This window comes from Dehalococcoidia bacterium (assembly GCA_040902535.1).
Taxonomy (GTDB): Bacteria; Chloroflexota; Dehalococcoidia; order DSTF01; family JACRBR01; genus JBBDXD01.
Genome location: JBBDXD010000022.1, coordinates 239,970 through 256,075 on the forward strand (window position 1 = coordinate 239,970; position 16,106 = coordinate 256,075).

Consider the following 16,106-nt stretch of genomic DNA (forward strand, 5'->3'; position numbering starts at 1 on the left):
GTTCGGGAAGGCAAGGATGCACGCAACACTTTCGATGCCATCGTTAGCAGAACTCTGGGGCCTGCAAGAAATCGACAGCGCGCTCGATACGCGCCGCGCGTCGCTCGATGATGCACGCGCGCGTATCGGCGACACGGAAGAGATCGTTGCACTGCGAGCGCGCGTCGAAGATCTGAAGGCGGCGTCGCGCAACGCGCAGTCGGCACAGAAGGACATTGAACTGGAAGCCGACGATCTCAAGTCGAAGATCGAGCCGGCAGAACAAAAGCTGTATGGCGGCACGGTCCGCAATCCACGCGAACTGAGCGACTTGCAGGCGGACATCGCGCAGCTCAAGCAGCATCTCTCCGCCGTCGAGGACCGCGACCTGGAGGCCCTCACGGCATCGGAGAAGGCGGACAACGAGTTGCGCGAAGCCACCGCCGAACTGGAATCCCTCGAAGCCGCCTGGCGGGAGGAACAGGCGGAGCTGCGCGAGCGCATCGACCGGCTATCGGCTGAGATCGCAATCTACGAGCGGCAGCGCAAAGAGCACGCCGCGGACATCGAGCCGGACCTGGTGAAGACCTACGAGCACGTACGCAGGGCGCACCAGGGGAGGGGAGTTGCCAGACTCGACCGGAATCTGTGCCTGGGATGCCGGATCTCGCTTCCGGTGAGCACCGTCAACCGCGCCCGCGCGGGCGCTGTGGTCGTGCAATGCCCGAACTGCGAACGCATTTTGTACGCGTGACATGAAGGCGGTCGGATACTTCCGAGAGGCGCCGGAGTGCGGCCAGACGCTTGCTCAGCAGAACAAGCTCTTCCTGGAGTTCTGCGATCGCGAAGGCTACGAGGTCGCGGGCACGTTCGCCGATGGCGCTTCGTCCAACGGGCGGGCGCCGGGGTTCCGCCAACTCGTCGCGTTCCTGCGCGAGCGCGAAGGCGCCTTCCACGTCGTCGTGGTGCCGAGCATGGAGACGCTCGGCGGCGACGTGAGGGACGCGGCCGTGCGCTATTTCCAGATCGAAGGACTCGGCGCGCAACTCGCCTCGATGGACGGTACCGCCGATGCGTCGGCCGGACTGCTCTCGGCGTGGACCACGCACGACGACGGCAACAAGCTCAGCGACCGCGTGCGCGCGGCGATGCGACGCAAAGCCGTGAAGGGCGAAGTGCTCGGCCGGCCGCCGTACGGTTATAAGGTCGGCAACCGGCGGCGCCTGGAGCTGATCCCGGAAGAGGCAGTCGTCGTGCGTTACATTTACCGTCTCTACCTGCATGAGAGCATGGGCATCCGCCTGATCGCCCGGCGCCTGAACGAAGAAGGCCTGAAGACGCGGCGCGGCGGCAACTGGAGCATGGTGAGTATCCGCGACATCTTGCGGAACCGCGCCTATCTCGGCACGTACTCCCGGTTCGGCGTCCGCGTGCCCGGCAGCCATCCGTCGCTTGTCGCCAACGACGACTTCAAGCTCGTGCAGGACCGGCTCAACGCGCGTCGCACGAGTTATTCGCCGCGCGTGACGTCGCAGTTCCTGCTGTCCGGCATGGCGCACTGCGGCTACTGCGGCAACAAGCTGATCGGCGTCAGCCGCAAGCAGACCTGGAAGCGCAAGAGCGGCGAACGCGTCGAGAACTCGTACCGCTATTACCAGTGCGAGTCGCGCACGAACCAGAGCGTCTGCAGCTACCACACGCGCCGCGCCGAAGATCTCGAGGCGGAGGTACGCGCGTCGATCGAGACGTCCGTCCGCGAGGGGCACGGCCTGCCGCCGGCCGCGAACGAGGCATCGCTTGTGGCGGATAAGGAGCACGAACGTGAGCGCCTGGCCTCCCGCGTCCGCGCCGTCGACAAGCGGCTGGAAGGCTACGTGGAGGCAGCCGTCAAAGGACGTCTGACGAAGGAGAAGATGCACGAGTTGAGCGTTGCCGCCGCCTCGGACAGGCTCCGCCTCGAAGACGCGCTGGAACTCGTAGAGCGTCGCATAACCGATCGCGAGCACGCGTCCGATCGCAAGCAGACGCGCGAGCGCGATGTAGCGCGCCTCGTGCGCGAGTGGAGCGACCTGCGCTTTGCGGAGCGCCAGAACGCCCTGCGCGAAGCGGTCTCCCGCGTGACGGTTTCCGACGATCGCATCGACGTCACGCTGCGCCCCTAACGGTGGCCGCCAAGAGCATCACCGTCGCCGCAACCGCGCCCGATGTGCTCACCCGGCTCGCCGCCGCTGCCGACAGCATGGAGCAGGCGCCCCTGCAGAACGGCACACGCGTCCGGCTGTCCATGAAGGGGGCCAGCGTCGGGCTCAACGTGTACCCATCGAAGGACGGCGGCGCCAAGGTCGTCTTCGACCGCGCCGACGCGCCGGAAGCTGATGCGATCGCGGCGCTGCTCGAAGGCGCGCCGTCGGCGGCGAAGACGCGCAAGCCGGCGGGGACGACGATCGAACCCGTGCTACCCGAGGCGCGGGCATGGATCGGCAGCGACGAGAGCGGCAAGGGCGACTACTTCGGGCCGCTGGTCGTCGCGGCCGTGGCGCTGACGTTCGATAACTGGCGCGTGCTGCAGGCGCTCGGCGTGCAGGACAGTAAGAGCCTGTCCGACTCGCGGTCGGCTTCGCTCGCCGCGCAGATGCGCACGGCGTTCCCGAACAAGGTGGTCGTCGTCGGCAACCGGCGCTACAACGAGTTGTGGGAAGAGATGGGCAGCGTCAACCGCCTGCTCGCCTGGGCGCACGCGCGCGCCATCGAAGACGTCATTGAGCTTGCACCGGCGTCGACGGTGGCCGTCGCCGACCAGTTCGGCGATGAGTCGCTGATCCGCAACGCGCTGATGCGGAAGGGGCGCGAACTGCAACTCGTGCAGATGCACCGGGCCGAGCGTGATCCTGCGGTGGCGGCGGCTTCGATCCTGGCGCGGGCGGAGTTCCTGCGCCGGCTCGACGCGCTATCGCGCGAGGCAGGCGTGCGACTCGCGAAAGGCGCATCTGCCGCGGTCGAGGCTACGGCGCGGGCGTTCGTGCAGCAGCGCGGCCGCGAAGCGCTGCGCGACGTGGCGAAGGTACACTTCCGCACGACGTCAAAGCTGTGAGCGCAGGGCTTCAGGCGTGATTCGCACACGATATAATGAGGGGCCAGCGGGCCGGGTGGCCGCTCCCGCAAGGGAGAGGAAAGTCCGAACTCCAAAGGGCAGGGTGCCCGCTAACGGCGGGGCGTCGCGAGGCGACGGAAAGTGCCACAGAAACATACCGGCCGTTTCGGCGGTCAAGGGTGAAATGGTGCGGTAAGAGCGCACCGGCGTCGCGGAGACGCGGCGGCCGGGCAAACCCCACCCGGAGCAAGGCTACATAGGGGACCGTGTCCTGACCGAAGGTCAGGCCTAAGGACGGCCCGTCCGAGCGTCCCGGGTCAGCCGCTTGAGCCGCGTGGCAACGCGCGGCCCAGATAGATGGTCACCGTCCGCTTTTGGCGGACACAGAATTCGGCTTACAGGCCCGCTGGCATCTCCTCCCCCGCCCTTCGTCTGAGCCCGAACACCGTCGCACACCCGGCTTCGCTCCGTGCGCAGCAGAGAGTTATATTTCGCGGCATGTCGCTCGATGAAGCTGACGCCCCGGCACGTTCGGCACCCGATCAAGGGCACGTCGCCGCGTCCGCCGACGACGCGAGCGTCGTCGCCGCGTTGCGGGCGCGGGACGAAGCCACCTTTGCGATGCTCCTCGAACGCTACAACAATTCGCTGCTGCGTCTCGCGATGACCTATCTGCATGACCAGGCGTCGGCGGAAGAGGTCGTGCAGGATGCGTGGATCGGGCTGCTCGAGAGTCTCGATCGGTTCGAGGGGCGGTCTTCGCTGAAGACGTGGCTCTTTCGCATTCTGGTCAACTGCGCGCGTGCCCGGGCGCGCAAGGACGCCCGCACGATCCCCTTCTCCGCCGCCTTTCGTCCCGAGGAGTTGGACGCGGGAGAGCGCACAGGCCGTTTCGTTCCCGACTGGGTGCCCGTCCTGGGCGGGCACTGGGTACGGCCGGTGGCGCAATGGCAGGACGATCCGGAGCACCGGGCGCTTGCCCACGAGACGCGCGCGCACATCCAGCGCAGCATCGACGAACTGCCCCCGGTGCAGCGCGAAGTGATCATGCTGCGCGACGTGGCCGGCTTCGACGCGCACGAGGTCTGTAATGTCCTGGGACTCACGAACACTAACCAGCGGGTCATCCTGCATCGCGCCCGGACGAGCGTGAGGCGAGCGCTGGAGCGCCATTTCGCGGAGGCAAGGGCTTGAGGGATGCCGCGCCGATCAAGTGCCGCGAACTCGTCGAACTGGTCACGGACTACGTCGAGGGGGCGCTATCGCCAGGCGCGCGCGCGCACTTCGAGGCGCATCTGCGGGGCTGCCCGTGGTGCACGCGATACCTGGAGCAGATGCGCAGGACGATCGAAATGACCGGCCGCCTGCGCGAGGAGGATCTCTCGCCCGCCATGCGCACGACGCTGCTCGCCGCGTTTCGCGCCTGGGGCGCCGGCGCATTGTAAAGCGTGTTCGCGAACGCGGAAGATGATCGCCCACGACTGTAACGCGCTGGCTCCGCGCAACACTATAGAATCACGTTTCGGTGCGGAACGTCAGCGTAACGCAGGAGGTGCAGGATGACCGTACAGACCGTGGACCAGGCCAAGGCCGAACAATTCGCCGGCACCGTGGTCGGCGCGTTGAACAGCGCGTTCACCACGCTGATGATCAGCGTCGGACAGCGCACGGGGCTCTTCGACACGATGGCGACCTTGCCGCCATCCACGAGTGAAGAGATCGCGAAAGCGGCCGGCCTCGACGAACGCTACGTGCGCGAGTGGCTCGGCAGCATGACGGTCAGCCGTTTCGTGCAGCACGATCCGGCGAAGGGCACGTACTTCTTCCCGCCGGAGCACGCCGCATCGCTCACGCACGCCGCCGGCCCCGGGAACCTCGCCAGCTTCGCGGAGTTCCTCGCGCAGATGGGCAAGGTCGAAGACGAGGTCGTTGAAGCGTTTCAGAAGGGCGGCGGCGTCCCGTACTCGAAATTCGACAGGTTCCAGGAGTTGATGCGGCAGGAAAGCGCACAGGTCTTCGACGCCACGCTTCTCGATGTCACGCTGCCGCTCGTCGAGGGGCTCCCCGACAAGCTCAAGTCAGGCATCGACGTCGCCGATGTCGGCTGCGGCGCCGGCCACGCGATCAACGTCATGGCGCGGGCCTTCCCGAACAGCCGCTTCACCGGCTACGACTTCTCGGAGGAAGGGGTCGCGTTCGGCCGCGCCGAGGCGAAGGAATGGGGCCTCGCCAACGCGAAGTTCGAAGTGAAGGACGTGGCGAACCTCGATGGATCGACGAAGTTCGATCTGATCACCGTCTTCGACGCGATCCACGATCAGGCGCAGCCTCGAAAAGTGCTCAAGGGCATCGCCGACTCGCTGAAGCCCGGCGGCACCTTCCTCTGCGCAGACATCGCGGGTGACAGCAACCATGCGGGCAACATGGAACACCCGATGGGGCCGGCGCTGTACGCCATCTCGACGTTCCACTGCATGACGGTGTCGCTGGCACTCAATGGCGAAGGACTGGGCACGATGTGGGGCCAGCAGAAGGCGCGCGAACTGTTCCGTGAAGCGGGCTTCACGTCTATCGAAGAGAAGATGGTCGAAGGCGACATCCTCAACGTCTACTACGTGTGCAGGAAATAAGCGCTCGCGGAGCGCCAGTCACTTCAATGGAGGCAACAACCATGTTTGGCAGCGTATTCAAGATGCAGGCGAAGTCGGGAAAGAAGCAGGATCTCATGAGCCTGATGATGGACGACAGCCGGACGCCACCGGGCGCTCGCGCGTTCTACCTCTATGACACCGGCGGCGACGAGGTGTGGGGCGTAGCGGTCTTTGACGACGAGAAGACGTACCGCGCCAACGCCGAATCGCCCGGCCAGGACGCCGAGTACCGGAAGATGCGTGACCTGCTCACCGCCGACCCGGAGTGGCACGACGGCACGATCCAGGCCTGGCCGGGTAACAAGTAGCTGACCGTCGCACGCCTCGGCAGCGCATGCGTTTGCGACGGCGCTCCTCCTCCCCCACAATGACGCGTTGGTTGGAGGAGGAGGGTCAGCTTTTCATGCTCAAATTCATCATCATCTCGGCCATCGTCATGGCTGCGCTCGCCCTCGGCGGTTGCGGCGACGACGACGGCAACGGCGACAACGGGAACGATCCGCAGGCCACCGGCGCCGACGCCGGAAACTCGTCCTCGCCGTCGGGGACGGGAGGCGAGAGCGTCGAAGGCATCAACGCGCACGCGCCTGCCGACGGCATACCGCCGCTCGATGACTCGCTCGAAGTGCAGACCACCGACGGCGGCCTGCGCTACATCGACGAGGTTGTGGGCGACGGTGCGGAGATCGAAGACGGACAAGTTGCCACCGTCCACTACACCGGCTGGCTCACGGACGGCACCATGTTCGACACTTCGCGGGATCCGGGAGGAGCGGCGTTCCAGTTCCCGGTCGGGGCCGGTCGGGTAATCGCCGGTTGGGACGAAGGCGTCGGATCGATGAACGTCGGCGGCAAACGGCGGCTCATCATACCCGCCGATCTCGGGTACGGAGATCGCGGTTCGACGAGCGGTTCCATTCCGCCTGGCGCCGTGCTCATCTTCGATGTCGAAGTCCTGGCGGCGCAGTAACGCGTGCCGTTCGGATTTGGGCGCAAGAAGACAAGGAGCAGCACCGGCATGGCAGATGCAGTGACGACGCCGAGCGGCCTCAAGTACGTCGACGAAGTCGTCGGTGGCGGCGATACCCCCGCGAAGGGCAAGAAGGTACGCGTGCATTACACCGGCCGCCTCACCGACGGCAAGAAGTTCGACAGTTCCGTCGACCGCGGCGAGCCCTTCGAATTCACGATCGGCGTCGGGCAGGTGATCAAGGGTTGGGATGAAGGCGTCATGAGCATGAAGGTCGGCGGCAAGCGCCAACTCATCATCCCGGCGGACCTGGGGTACGGCGCCCGTGGCGCTCCCGGCGCCATTCCGCCGGACGCCGAGCTGATCTTCGATGTCGAACTGCTGGGAGTCGCGTAGCGGCTAGAGCGTCGAATCCAGGAACGCCGATACCGCATCGTTGAAGGCTTGCGGCTGCTCGAAATATGCCGAGTGGCCGCTTTCTTCGATCACGTGATAGCGCGATCCGGCGACGGCGCGATGGCACCGCTCGATGATGTCCGGCGGTGTGATCGCGTCGTAGCGCCCGACGAGGAACAGCACCGGGAAGTCCGCATCCGCCAGCCGCTCAGCCGAGCTGCCGCGATAGCCCGCAATCGGCGCCAGGAAGTCCTTCGGGCGCGGCGGATTCAGCCGCCCGATCGAGCGGTACAGGAAGTCGAGGTGCGCCGCGCGTTCCTTGAGCTGCGGCGAGACCGCGCGCTGCATCAGCGTCAGCCGCCCGGCGTCTGACTCGCGGTGCGCGTCCTGAAGCTCGCGCACCCCGTCGTCCACGGCGCCGCCCGTCGTGCCGGCCAGGACCAGGGCCCTGCAGCGGCCCGGATTGCGCAGCGAGAAACCGACGGCCGTCCGCCCGCCCATCGACTGGGCGACGATGCGGACTTCATCGATGCCGAGCAGGTCGAGGAGTTCGCGCAGGTCTTCGTGGAACATGCGCCGTCCCAGTTTTGCCTCGCCCTCGCCGTCCCGGGAGAGGCCGAAGGCCCGATGATCGAAGGTGATGCAGCGGAAGCGCTTCGAGAACAAGGGTATCTGCTGCCACCAGCTCAGATGATTGCCGCCGGCGCCATGCGCGAAGACCAGCGCCGGTCCGGAGCCGTGCGACTCGTAATAGAAGTCGATGCCGTTGATGAGGGCAAAGGGCATGCAGGGATTCTAGGCAGGCCAGCGCGGAGGCAAAAGAAATCGCGAGCGGCGGGGCGCTCGCGATGCCTACGGTGTTGGTGGAGGGCCGAGACGCTTTGTGTGCTGAATGTCTGAGCGTCCCGGCCCCGGAAGTCCCTAACGTGCAGGAGGTAACCACACGTTTGAAGCCCTACGCCGTCATCATAGGCAGGCGGTATTAAACGGCTGTTAAAGAGGGCATAACATTACATTGCGGGTTCGTGTGATTTCTTGACAACGATCACGCCGCCGGCGCCAACTCGTTTCGCTCGATCAGCCCTGCCAGCGCCGCGACGACGTGAGCGCTGTAGCGCGTGCCGGCGCCGTCCCGCAATTCGGCCATCGCGGCTTCGAGCGACATGGCGGGCCGGTAACTCTGCGGCGTCGTCAGCGAATCGAGCACGTCGGCGACCCGGCAGATCATTGCGGCGAGCGGGATCTGGGGCTCGCGCAGGCCGCGCGGGTAGCCGCCGCCGTCCGGCTGCTCGTGGTGCGCCGCCGCGCAGTCGACGATCGGCTGCGGCAGCACCCGCTCGAGGATGGCCGCGCCCATGCCGGGATGCAGGTGGACATGCTCGGCCTCGTGCTCGTCCAGGCGCCCCGGCTTCTTGAGCACGCCCAGGTCCACGCCCATCTTGCCGATGTCGTGCAGCAGTGCCCCGATCCGCACCTGCTCCGCGGCCTCGCCTTCCATGCCGAGCGCCCGGGCGATCGCGGCTGCGTACTCCGCCGTGTTCACGCAGTGGCGGAAGCTCTCCTCGTCCCAGACGCGCATGGCGTGCGTGAGCGCCTCGACGGCATGGATCACCGGGATGCGCTGTGGCTGGTCACTCATCGGCACTCCCTGTTCTGCAGTTGGTATCGGCCGCATGCGGTGCAGGGGGCAGGCCCGGTTCGAACTTAGGGAAAACGCGTACGGCGCTTCGACCGTGCGATGAGTGCGCGGTAAGCTCTCCGCGCAGCCACGAGGGAGCAGCACGTGAAGATCACCGAAGTCAAAACGAGGCGCTTCGTCTTCAACCACGAAGACCATCCGTTCCACCCGACGTGGCGTCCCTTCGCGGAGCGTCACCAGGACGTGATGGTCGTCGAGGTCCACACCGACGAAGGCATCACGGGCATCGGCGCGGGTGGCGTGCTGACGCGGCTGAACACCGCCGCCGGCCTGTTCGTCGGTCGCGACCCGCTCGCGATCGAAGAGCACTGGCACCTGCTGCGTGGCATCGCGAACTTCATGGGCCGCCCGTGGCCGATCGAGATCGCGCTGTGGGACATCGCCGCGAAGAAGGCGGGCGTGCCGCTCTACAAGCTGCTGGGCGGCAAGAACGACAAGCTGCTGGCCTACTGCTCGACGGGCGAGATCCACGGCCTGGAGCAGCGCGTCGAGGATGTGCTGCGGATCCGCGAGATGGGCTTCAAGGCCGTGAAGCTGCGCTTCCACAACCCCGACTGGCGTATCGACCTGAAGACGCTCGACGCCGTGCGCAAGGCGGTCGGTGACAGCATGACGATCATGGTCGATGGCAATTGGGGCTGGTACCTGCCCGGCGACCGTCGCGTAGGCGCCTGGGACCGCAAGACCGCGCGCGCCGTCGTCAGGGCGCTGGAGGACTACGACGTCTTCTGGATCGAAGAGCCGTTGTACGCCTACGACTACGACGGCCTCGCCGAAGTGCGCGCGAACACGACGGTGCGCGTGGCCGGCGGCGAGTTGAACGCTGGACTGCACGAGTTCCAGGTGTACTTCGACAAGGGCTCGTTCGACGTGTACCAGCCGGACTGCACGTTCGCCGGCGGCATCACCGTAGCGAAGAAGGTCGCCGGCATGGCCGAGGCGGCGGGGCTCCTGTTCGCGCCGCACACGTGGACGAACGGCCTGGGCCTGGCGGCGAACCTGCAGGTCGCCGCGTCCGTGTCGAATTGCCCGTTCATCGAGTTTCCGTACGACCCGCCGAACTGGATACCCGAGTACCGCGACTTCATGCTCACCGAGCCGATGACCATCGATACGGACGGCTACCTGCACGTGCCGGACAAGCCGGGTCTTGGCGTCGAACTGGACGAAGAGCGGCTACGATCGATTGAGCGTGTCTAAACGCCGTTTTTCGAAACGCGTCATCTTCTTCATCGCCGGCGTTGCGGGGTTCCTGACGTTCGTGCTGTCGATCGCGGCATGGGCGGCGTTCAGCGGCGATGCCGGATCGCAGCGGGGCGTCGTGCTTCGCAACGTGACGGGCCTCACGACGGACGTCACGCTCGCTGACGGCCGGACGGCGCGCATCGAGCGCGACGATGAAGCGACGTTCGTCGTGCGGCGCGAGGAGTTTCCTTCCGTGATCCGCGTGACGTCGGCCGCGGGCGCTCCGGTGCTCGAACGCGAGATCGCGTGGGAGTTCCTCGCGGCGGCGGAGTTCCGCGTCTCGTTCGACGAGAACGGCTTCTTCCCGACCACCATCGTGCGCTCGACGCCCGTGCGCACCAGCGCGTCGCCCTGATCGGAGGCTCGTATGCCCGCCCTGCTGTTTAACGACGCGGTCCTGCTCGACGGCACCGGCGCCGAGCCGCGCGGCCGCTCCAGCGCGCTCGTCGAGGATGGACGCATCGCCCGTATCGACGCCTCGGGGGCGATCGATGCGCCTGTGGGTGCGCGAGTCATCGACTGTGGCGGCCGCACGCTCATGCCCGGACTCACCGACGCGCACGTGCATTTCGGCCTGACCGACGATGGCACGCGCACGCCGGAAAGCCACGTCTCGTACGTGTTGAAGGTGGTCGAGAACATTCGCATCGCGCTCGATGAGGGGTTCACGACCGTGCGCGACGCCGGCGGCCTCGATCCCGCATACGCGCTGGCCGTCGAACAGGGACAGATCCCGGGGCCGCGCATCCTGCCCTCAGGGTCATTCCTCTCGCAGACCGGCGGCCACGGCGACCAGCGCTTCCGCTTCGACGACGAGGCGCCGCCATCGATCCCCGGCCTGGTCGCCCATAGTGAGATCTGCGACAGCCCGGACGACGTGCGCCGCGCCGCGCGCAAGCAGATCCGCCGCGGCGCCACGCAGGTCAAGCTGATGGCGTCCGGCGGCATCATGTCGCCCAATGACCCGCTCGAAAGCCTCCAGTTCTCCGTCGAGGAGATGGCGGCGGCGGTCGCCGAGGCGCGGTCCTTCGGCACGTACGTCATGGCGCACACGCACACGTCCGGCGCGATGAATCGCGCGCTCGATGCCGGCGTGCGGTCATTGGAGCACGCAAGCATGCTCGATCAAGCGACGGCTCGGCGCATCGCGGAGCAGGACGCGTACATCGTCCCGACGCTGGTCATCTTCGAGATCCTTTCGCGGTCGGACCGGATCCCCGAGTTCAGCCGCAGCAAGCTCGAACTGGTGCGGCGCGAGGCGGCCGCGAGCGTACGCGTCGCGCTCGATGCGGGCGTGCGCATCGCGTCCGGGTCGGACCTGCTCGGGCCATCGCAGCGCCGGCGTGGGAACGAGATCGTCGAGAAGGCGAAGCACATGGGCGCCATGGCGGCGATCGTCAGCGCGACGAAGACGAACGCGGAACTCTTCCGCATGGCGGACCGCATCGGTACGGTCGAAGCAGGCAGGGAAGCGGACCTGATCGTCGTAGACGGCGACGTCGGCGGAGACGTTGGCGCGCTGGTCGATGCGCGGAATGTCGTGCTGGTCGTGAAGTCGGGCGAGATCGTGAAGGACGCGCTCTAGAGGGCAGCCCCGCCTGTTCGAGCCGCTGGCGCATCTTCTCTTCACTCATGAAGCCGTAGTGCAGCGCCGCAAGATTGCCCTCGCGGTCGATGAAGAAGCTGTCGGGCAACCCCTGCAGCAGGTACTGGTTGTACACCGAGCCGCTGCGGTCGAGCAGCATGGGCACCGAGATGCCCAGGTCGTCGAAGAACGCCCGCGCGTCCTCCTGGTTGTCCTGGTAGTTGACGGCGAGCACCTCGAGGCCTTCGTCGCGCTTTTCATCGTAGAGTTTCTGGATGTCCGGCAGTTCGTCGCGGCACGGGCGGCACCACGTTGCCCAGAAATTCACGAAGACGACCTTGCCCCGCAGATCGCTGAGCTTGACGATCTCGCCGTCTGCGTCACGCAGGGCGAAGTCGGGCGCCGGCGCGCCCAAGGTGGGGCTGCGGCCGTCGAGCGCGCCCAGCCCGGGGTCATCCGGCTCGCCCGTCGCCTCGCCGGTCGGCGGCGCGATGATTTCGGGGCTGTCGCCGTCATCGGCGCGGCCGGCGCGCACGGCCAGAAAGACGCCGCCCAGCACCGCCAGCAGCACGATGGCCAACGCGGCGCGCGCGACGGGACGCTCGGTGATCGGCGGCGATTCACGTCCGGATTGCATACCTAACTCTAACGCTCGGCGTGTCGTGCGAGCAGAGCCCATCGACGTGATGCCCAGGCGCCCGGACAACGGGGCGTCGATCGAGCGCACCCGCGATCCGCGCCTTGACTTCGATCCGGCGGCGATTCAGGCTTCAGTGCGCATGAGCCACCGCGCTGGATGGGCCGCACTATGACCGACCGTCGCCTGGAGCCGACCTGCAGGGAATGCGGCCGCCCGCTGTCGTTCCACGCCGGCGAGACGCGCCCCGCGCGCTGCGAGCAGTGCTTCGACGACTTCCTGCGCGCCCGCGACGTCGAATTCCTGTCGAGCTATGCCGAGCTGGGGGTGACGAGCCGCCGCACGATCGCCGAGACGTGCTTCCGGGCGCTGGCGATGGACAATCCGCAGCACCGCAAAGTGCTGGCGATGAACATCATGGAGCAGTACGTCCACACGGCCGGCGACCTCATCGGGCTGTATGCCGCGCTCAAGCAACGCGGCCGCGAGCCGATCATGCGCGCGTTCCTCGACTTCAAGCTCGACCACGCAACGGCGATCGCGTTCTTCCGCGAGATCGCGAGCACGCCGGCGCCGGAGCTGCTCGCGTCGCTTGGCTTACCGATGCCGGAAGGCGTGGCCGCGCGCTGCCCTTCGCTGTCGAAGAGCGACGTGAAGGACCTGAAGCGGGCGATGGATCAGATGCTCTACGACCTCGCCTACACCGTGAATCCCGGCGAGAGCGCCGCGCTCGCGCTGGCGCAGATGGCCGGCGAGAGCCGCATCGGTCCGGCGCTCGCCAACCAGTCGATGTGGCTCGACAACGTCGGATTGCGCAAGGACCAGGTCGCTTCGTTCTCGCTCGACGAGAGGCGTCGGACGATCAACATCACGGCGATCACGGTCGACGAGAAGAAACTCGAGAACGTGATCAGCACGATCAACGCGATGACGCGCGCGGCGCAGAATCTCATCTACGCAGTCCTCACCATGTACCAGGAGGACGACCGCGTGAAGGAGAAGCCGCGCGCCGCCAAACCGCCCGTCAAGCGCTGACATTCGCCCGCGCGCGGCGCCCCAAGTACACTCGCTGCCATGGACGAAGGCTCGATTACCGACGTTCCCGGCATCCGCGTCGGGCACTGGACTGATCTCGACGCGATCACGGGATGCACCGTCGTGCTGCCGGACGCGCCCGCGATCGCTGGCGTCGATGTGCGCGGCGCCGCGCCCGGTACGCGTGAGACGGACGTGCTGCGTTCGGGCAACCTCGTGCAGCACGTGCACGGCATCGTGCTGGCGGGCGGCAGCGCCTTCGGCCTCGATGCCGCGACGGGCGTCGTGCGCTACCTCGTCGAGCGCGGCGTCGGCTTCGCATTCGGCGAGAGCGTGATCCCAATCGTGCCCGCGGCGATCCTCTTCGACCTGAGCATCGGACGCGCGGACCGGCGTGCCGACGCCGATGCCGGCTATGCTGCCGCCGAGAACGCCGGATATCAGTGCGATGAAGGCAGCGTGGGCGCCGGCACCGGCGCGACCGTCGGCAAGGCACACGGCCCTGCGCGCGCGATGAAGGGCGGCATCGGCACGGCGAGCGAGCAGAGCGCCTCCGGGCTCATCTGCGGCGCGCTGGCGGCGGTCAACGCGTCTGGCGAGGTCATCGAGCCGCGTGACGGTCGCGTGCTGGCCGGCGCACGTGGCGACGACGGTGCGATCGACGAGACGACGGAAGCGCTGCGGGAGGGCCGGTTCTGGCGGCCCGAGATGCCCGACGGCAACACGGTGCTCGTCGTGGTCGCCACGAACGCCGCGCTCACGAAGGAGCACGCGAACCGGCTCGCCACGGTCTGCCACGACGGCATCGCGCGCGCCGTGCGTCCCGCGCACACGCCCGGCGATGGTGACGTCGTGTTCACGCTCGCGACGGGCGAGCACGCGCTCGCGGACTACGACTACCGCGTCGTCGAAGCGCTTTCTACGCGCGCCGTCGAACGGGCGATTGTGCGCGGCGTCATGCAGGCCGCGACGCTTGGCGGCATCCCTTCGGCGCGCGATCTCGTCACCGAATAGCGCACACACTGCGCGCATCCCTCGGCCCGCCGATGCGTGCTTGCCTGGCGTTTCGCTACGCCGCTCGGCAGGCTCATTGGTTTGCGCACCGACGGCGCCAGACGTGCGCTGTTCCCGTTGCGATATCGCCGACATTCGCACGATCGCGGATGTAACGGTGATCGCCGATCGCGGCCCGCACGCTGGGCGCGACGAATTGTTGGGAAGTCAGCCTGGAGGGAACATGGCACATTCACATGACTCACACGCTCATCGTGATGTTGAGGTCGTCGAAGGATCGGGTTTTGGCGCCGGCATGATGATCGGCGCCGCGACGATCCTCGTCGTCGCAGTGCTTGCGATCGTCCTGCTCGTCGCACAGCCGTGGGACGACGACGCGAACGTGACGCCGAACGTCCCGGACGTGACCGACGACAGCGGCGGCGGTGGGGGTGGTACGGACGGCGGCACGAGCGACGGCGGCGGCACCGGCGGTAGCGACGCCGGCGGAGGCACGGACGGCGGTGTCGAACCGCCCGCGCCGTAGAGCACCGAGATGGCCGCGCTGCTGATCCTCTTGCTGCTGGTCTTGCTCTTCGGCGGGCTCGGGGTGTTCGTCGCGAAGGCGTTCTTCATCGCGCTTGCGGTGGTGCTGATCGCCGGCATGCTGGCAGGAGGCACGCTCGCGCGGCGCGTATAACAAGCCGGGTGGACGGCAGACCGGAAGGAAGAGGCTCGCGAAATGCGGGCCTCTTCGGCGTCTAGGGACAGGACGACGGCTGTTCGAACGCCCAATCGAAGAGGCGCTCCGCATCCGTATAGCGGTCGTCGCTGCTCATCAACGAAGCGATAATGCGCCGCCCGTCGCGTGTGGCCGAAGCGACGATCGTCTGCTTCGATTCCTCGGTGAAGCCGATCTTCACCCCGTCGGCGCCATCGTACTCCGTGAGGAAGGCGTTTCCGTTCCAGACTTCGGGCCCGTCCCAGCGCGGTTGCCACGATATCGTCGAGACGATGCGCCGCAGGTCGGCGTTCTGCATCACGTAGCGCGCCAGGATCGCCATGTCATAGGCGCTCGAGTGCAGTCCCTCTTCGTACAGCCCGTGCGCGTTCGTGAAGTTCGTGTCGTCGAGCGCGAGCGACTTCGCCTTTTCGTTCATCAGTTCGACGAACGCTTCTTCGCTGCCGCTGATCCCCTTCGCGATCGCCATCGCCGCGTCGTTGCCGGACGGCAGCAAGAGTCCGTACAGCAGGTCGAGCAGCGAGAGTTGCATGCCCGGCTCAAGCCCCATGATCGTCGATCCGGTCGCCTCGTGCAGCGCCAGCCCGTCGATGTCCGACGTGATCATCATGTCGACGCCGGCCTGGTCGGTCGCGACGGCGGCGGTCATGAGCTTGGTCAGGCTTGCCGGCGGAAAGCGGCCGTGGGCATCGCGCCCGAAGATCACGGCGCCGCACGCGCCTTCGATCGCGGCGATGTACCGCGCGCTGATGAACGGGAAGCCGTCGGGTTCCCGCGCCGACGCGGCCGGTCGCGGGTTCGGCGCCGCGCGGGCGATGCTCGGAGCGACGGATGCGCCGAGGGTGGACGAAGCACAATCCACGACGCAGGCCTCGGTCGCGAGGCGATCGGCGTAGATCGAACCGGAGACCCAGCCGGCCGACAGCGCGAACACTGCAAGCACGACCCCGATCACCGCACCCACCCCGCCACGGGTTGCGCGGCTGAGTACACCCATATTTCCGCCGAGTATAGCCGCGCCGGACGCCGCTGGCTACCCATCCCGATCATTTCGTTGATCAGATCTTTCAATCTTCGTCGCGC

The 16,106-nt window shown here is 67.0% G+C and carries 20 protein-coding genes and 1 other RNA gene; 18 read left to right on the forward strand and 3 right to left on the reverse strand.

Annotated elements, in window-relative coordinates; translation table 11 throughout:
• The first annotated feature begins 34 nt into the window (after positions 1 to 34).
• From WEB52_13000 to WEB52_13045, 10 genes are all read left to right on the forward strand, one after another.
• Positions 35 to 733 carry a C4-type zinc ribbon domain-containing protein gene (locus WEB52_13000; GenBank protein ID MEX2227357.1) on the forward strand — a complete coding sequence of 233 codons (699 nt, stop codon included), beginning with the start codon at positions 35 to 37 and terminating at the stop codon, positions 731 to 733.
• A 1-nt stretch (position 734) separates the two neighbouring features.
• Entirely contained in the window at positions 735 to 2,141 is a 1,407-nt protein-coding gene (locus WEB52_13005) for a recombinase family protein (protein MEX2227358.1), read from the forward strand.
• 2 nt (positions 2,142 to 2,143) lie between these two features.
• A complete protein-coding gene (gene rnhC, locus WEB52_13010) occupies positions 2,144 to 3,070 on the forward strand; it encodes a ribonuclease HIII (GenBank protein MEX2227359.1) in 927 nt (308 codons plus the stop codon).
• Between the two features lie 43 nt (positions 3,071 to 3,113).
• Positions 3,114 to 3,484, forward strand: an RNA gene (gene rnpB, locus WEB52_13015) — RNase P RNA component class A.
• An 84-nt stretch (positions 3,485 to 3,568) separates the two neighbouring features.
• Positions 3,569 to 4,264, forward strand: a complete 696-nt coding sequence (locus tag WEB52_13020; GenBank protein ID MEX2227360.1) for a sigma-70 family RNA polymerase sigma factor — start codon at positions 3,569 to 3,571, stop codon at positions 4,262 to 4,264.
• A complete protein-coding gene (locus WEB52_13025; protein ID MEX2227361.1) occupies positions 4,261 to 4,515 on the forward strand; it encodes a zf-HC2 domain-containing protein in 255 nt (84 codons plus the stop codon). Before WEB52_13020 ends, WEB52_13025 begins: the two co-directional genes overlap by 4 nt.
• Positions 4,516 to 4,629: 114 nt before the next feature.
• Positions 4,630 to 5,700, forward strand: a complete 1,071-nt coding sequence (locus tag WEB52_13030; protein MEX2227362.1) for a class I SAM-dependent methyltransferase — start codon at positions 4,630 to 4,632, stop codon at positions 5,698 to 5,700.
• A 41-nt stretch (positions 5,701 to 5,741) separates the two neighbouring features.
• Positions 5,742 to 6,029, forward strand: a complete 288-nt coding sequence (locus WEB52_13035; GenBank protein ID MEX2227363.1) for a hypothetical protein — start codon at positions 5,742 to 5,744, stop codon at positions 6,027 to 6,029.
• A 95-nt stretch (positions 6,030 to 6,124) separates the two neighbouring features.
• Entirely contained in the window at positions 6,125 to 6,691 is a 567-nt protein-coding gene (locus WEB52_13040) for an FKBP-type peptidyl-prolyl cis-trans isomerase (protein MEX2227364.1), read from the forward strand.
• A gap of 48 nt (positions 6,692 to 6,739) precedes the next feature.
• A complete protein-coding gene (locus WEB52_13045) occupies positions 6,740 to 7,087 on the forward strand; it encodes an FKBP-type peptidyl-prolyl cis-trans isomerase (protein ID MEX2227365.1) in 348 nt (115 codons plus the stop codon).
• 3 nt (positions 7,088 to 7,090) lie between these two features.
• Here the strand turns inward: WEB52_13045 and WEB52_13050 are convergent, their stop codons facing one another.
• Together WEB52_13050 and WEB52_13055 are read right to left on the reverse strand one after the other, a co-directional pair.
• Positions 7,091 to 7,873: an alpha/beta hydrolase gene (locus tag WEB52_13050; GenBank protein MEX2227366.1), complete on the reverse strand. Its 783-nt coding sequence runs from the start codon at positions 7,871 to 7,873 to the stop codon at positions 7,091 to 7,093.
• A 259-nt stretch (positions 7,874 to 8,132) separates the two neighbouring features.
• Positions 8,133 to 8,726, reverse strand: coding sequence for an HD domain-containing phosphohydrolase (locus tag WEB52_13055; GenBank protein ID MEX2227367.1), 594 nt, complete (start codon positions 8,724 to 8,726; stop codon positions 8,133 to 8,135).
• A gap of 144 nt (positions 8,727 to 8,870) precedes the next feature.
• On the opposite strand from WEB52_13055, the gene WEB52_13060 reads away from it, so the two are divergent.
• The 8 genes from WEB52_13060 to WEB52_13095 all read left to right on the forward strand — a co-directional run bounded on the left by WEB52_13060 (position 8,871) and on the right by WEB52_13095 (position 14,981).
• Positions 8,871 to 9,986 (forward strand): mandelate racemase/muconate lactonizing enzyme family protein, encoded by a 1,116-nt coding sequence (locus WEB52_13060; protein MEX2227368.1) that lies wholly within the window; start codon positions 8,871 to 8,873, stop codon positions 9,984 to 9,986.
• Positions 9,979 to 10,386 carry a hypothetical protein gene (locus WEB52_13065; protein ID MEX2227369.1) on the forward strand — a complete coding sequence of 136 codons (408 nt, stop codon included), beginning with the start codon at positions 9,979 to 9,981 and terminating at the stop codon, positions 10,384 to 10,386. Before WEB52_13060 ends, WEB52_13065 begins: the two co-directional genes overlap by 8 nt.
• Positions 10,387 to 10,398: 12 nt before the next feature.
• On the forward strand, positions 10,399 to 11,616 hold the full coding sequence (locus WEB52_13070) for an amidohydrolase family protein (GenBank protein MEX2227370.1): 1,218 nt from the start codon (positions 10,399 to 10,401) through the stop codon (positions 11,614 to 11,616).
• A gap of 58 nt (positions 11,617 to 11,674) precedes the next feature.
• Complete coding sequence (locus tag WEB52_13075; protein ID MEX2227371.1) at positions 11,675 to 12,259, forward strand: hypothetical protein; 585 nt, start codon at positions 11,675 to 11,677, stop codon at positions 12,257 to 12,259.
• Positions 12,260 to 12,424: 165 nt separating this feature from the next.
• Complete coding sequence (locus tag WEB52_13080; GenBank protein MEX2227372.1) at positions 12,425 to 13,288, forward strand: hypothetical protein; 864 nt, start codon at positions 12,425 to 12,427, stop codon at positions 13,286 to 13,288.
• Between the two features lie 39 nt (positions 13,289 to 13,327).
• Complete coding sequence (locus tag WEB52_13085; GenBank protein MEX2227373.1) at positions 13,328 to 14,302, forward strand: P1 family peptidase; 975 nt, start codon at positions 13,328 to 13,330, stop codon at positions 14,300 to 14,302.
• 223 nt (positions 14,303 to 14,525) lie between these two features.
• The gene (locus WEB52_13090; protein MEX2227374.1) at positions 14,526 to 14,828 is read left to right on the forward strand and encodes a hypothetical protein; all 303 of its coding nucleotides are present in this window, start codon (positions 14,526 to 14,528) and stop codon (positions 14,826 to 14,828) included.
• Between the two features lie 9 nt (positions 14,829 to 14,837).
• On the forward strand, positions 14,838 to 14,981 hold the full coding sequence (locus WEB52_13095) for a hypothetical protein (protein MEX2227375.1): 144 nt from the start codon (positions 14,838 to 14,840) through the stop codon (positions 14,979 to 14,981).
• 61 nt (positions 14,982 to 15,042) lie between these two features.
• Here the strand turns inward: WEB52_13095 and WEB52_13100 are convergent, their stop codons facing one another.
• Positions 15,043 to 16,020: a hypothetical protein gene (locus tag WEB52_13100; GenBank protein ID MEX2227376.1), complete on the reverse strand. Its 978-nt coding sequence runs from the start codon at positions 16,018 to 16,020 to the stop codon at positions 15,043 to 15,045.
• Positions 16,021 to 16,106: the final 86 nt, after the last annotated feature.

Coding starts and splice junctions, on each gene's coding strand:
- WEB52_13000 (MEX2227357.1), top strand. CDS start 35: ATGCCATCGTTAGCAGAACTCTGGGGCCTGCAAGAAATCGACAGCGCG.
- WEB52_13005 (MEX2227358.1), top strand. CDS start 735: ATGAAGGCGGTCGGATACTTCCGAGAGGCGCCGGAGTGCGGCCAGACG.
- WEB52_13020 (MEX2227360.1), top strand. CDS start 3,569: ATGTCGCTCGATGAAGCTGACGCCCCGGCACGTTCGGCACCCGATCAA.
- WEB52_13030 (MEX2227362.1), top strand. CDS start 4,630: ATGACCGTACAGACCGTGGACCAGGCCAAGGCCGAACAATTCGCCGGC.
- WEB52_13035 (MEX2227363.1), top strand. CDS start 5,742: ATGTTTGGCAGCGTATTCAAGATGCAGGCGAAGTCGGGAAAGAAGCAG.
- WEB52_13040 (MEX2227364.1), top strand. CDS start 6,125: ATGCTCAAATTCATCATCATCTCGGCCATCGTCATGGCTGCGCTCGCC.
- WEB52_13045 (MEX2227365.1), top strand. CDS start 6,740: ATGGCAGATGCAGTGACGACGCCGAGCGGCCTCAAGTACGTCGACGAA.
- WEB52_13050 (MEX2227366.1), bottom strand. CDS start 7,873: ATGCCCTTTGCCCTCATCAACGGCATCGACTTCTATTACGAGTCGCAC.
- WEB52_13055 (MEX2227367.1), bottom strand. CDS start 8,726: ATGAGTGACCAGCCACAGCGCATCCCGGTGATCCATGCCGTCGAGGCG.
- WEB52_13070 (MEX2227370.1), top strand. CDS start 10,399: ATGCCCGCCCTGCTGTTTAACGACGCGGTCCTGCTCGACGGCACCGGC.
- WEB52_13080 (MEX2227372.1), top strand. CDS start 12,425: ATGACCGACCGTCGCCTGGAGCCGACCTGCAGGGAATGCGGCCGCCCG.
- WEB52_13085 (MEX2227373.1), top strand. CDS start 13,328: ATGGACGAAGGCTCGATTACCGACGTTCCCGGCATCCGCGTCGGGCAC.
- WEB52_13090 (MEX2227374.1), top strand. CDS start 14,526: ATGGCACATTCACATGACTCACACGCTCATCGTGATGTTGAGGTCGTC.
- WEB52_13095 (MEX2227375.1), top strand. CDS start 14,838: ATGGCCGCGCTGCTGATCCTCTTGCTGCTGGTCTTGCTCTTCGGCGGG.
- WEB52_13100 (MEX2227376.1), bottom strand. CDS start 16,020: ATGGGTGTACTCAGCCGCGCAACCCGTGGCGGGGTGGGTGCGGTGATC.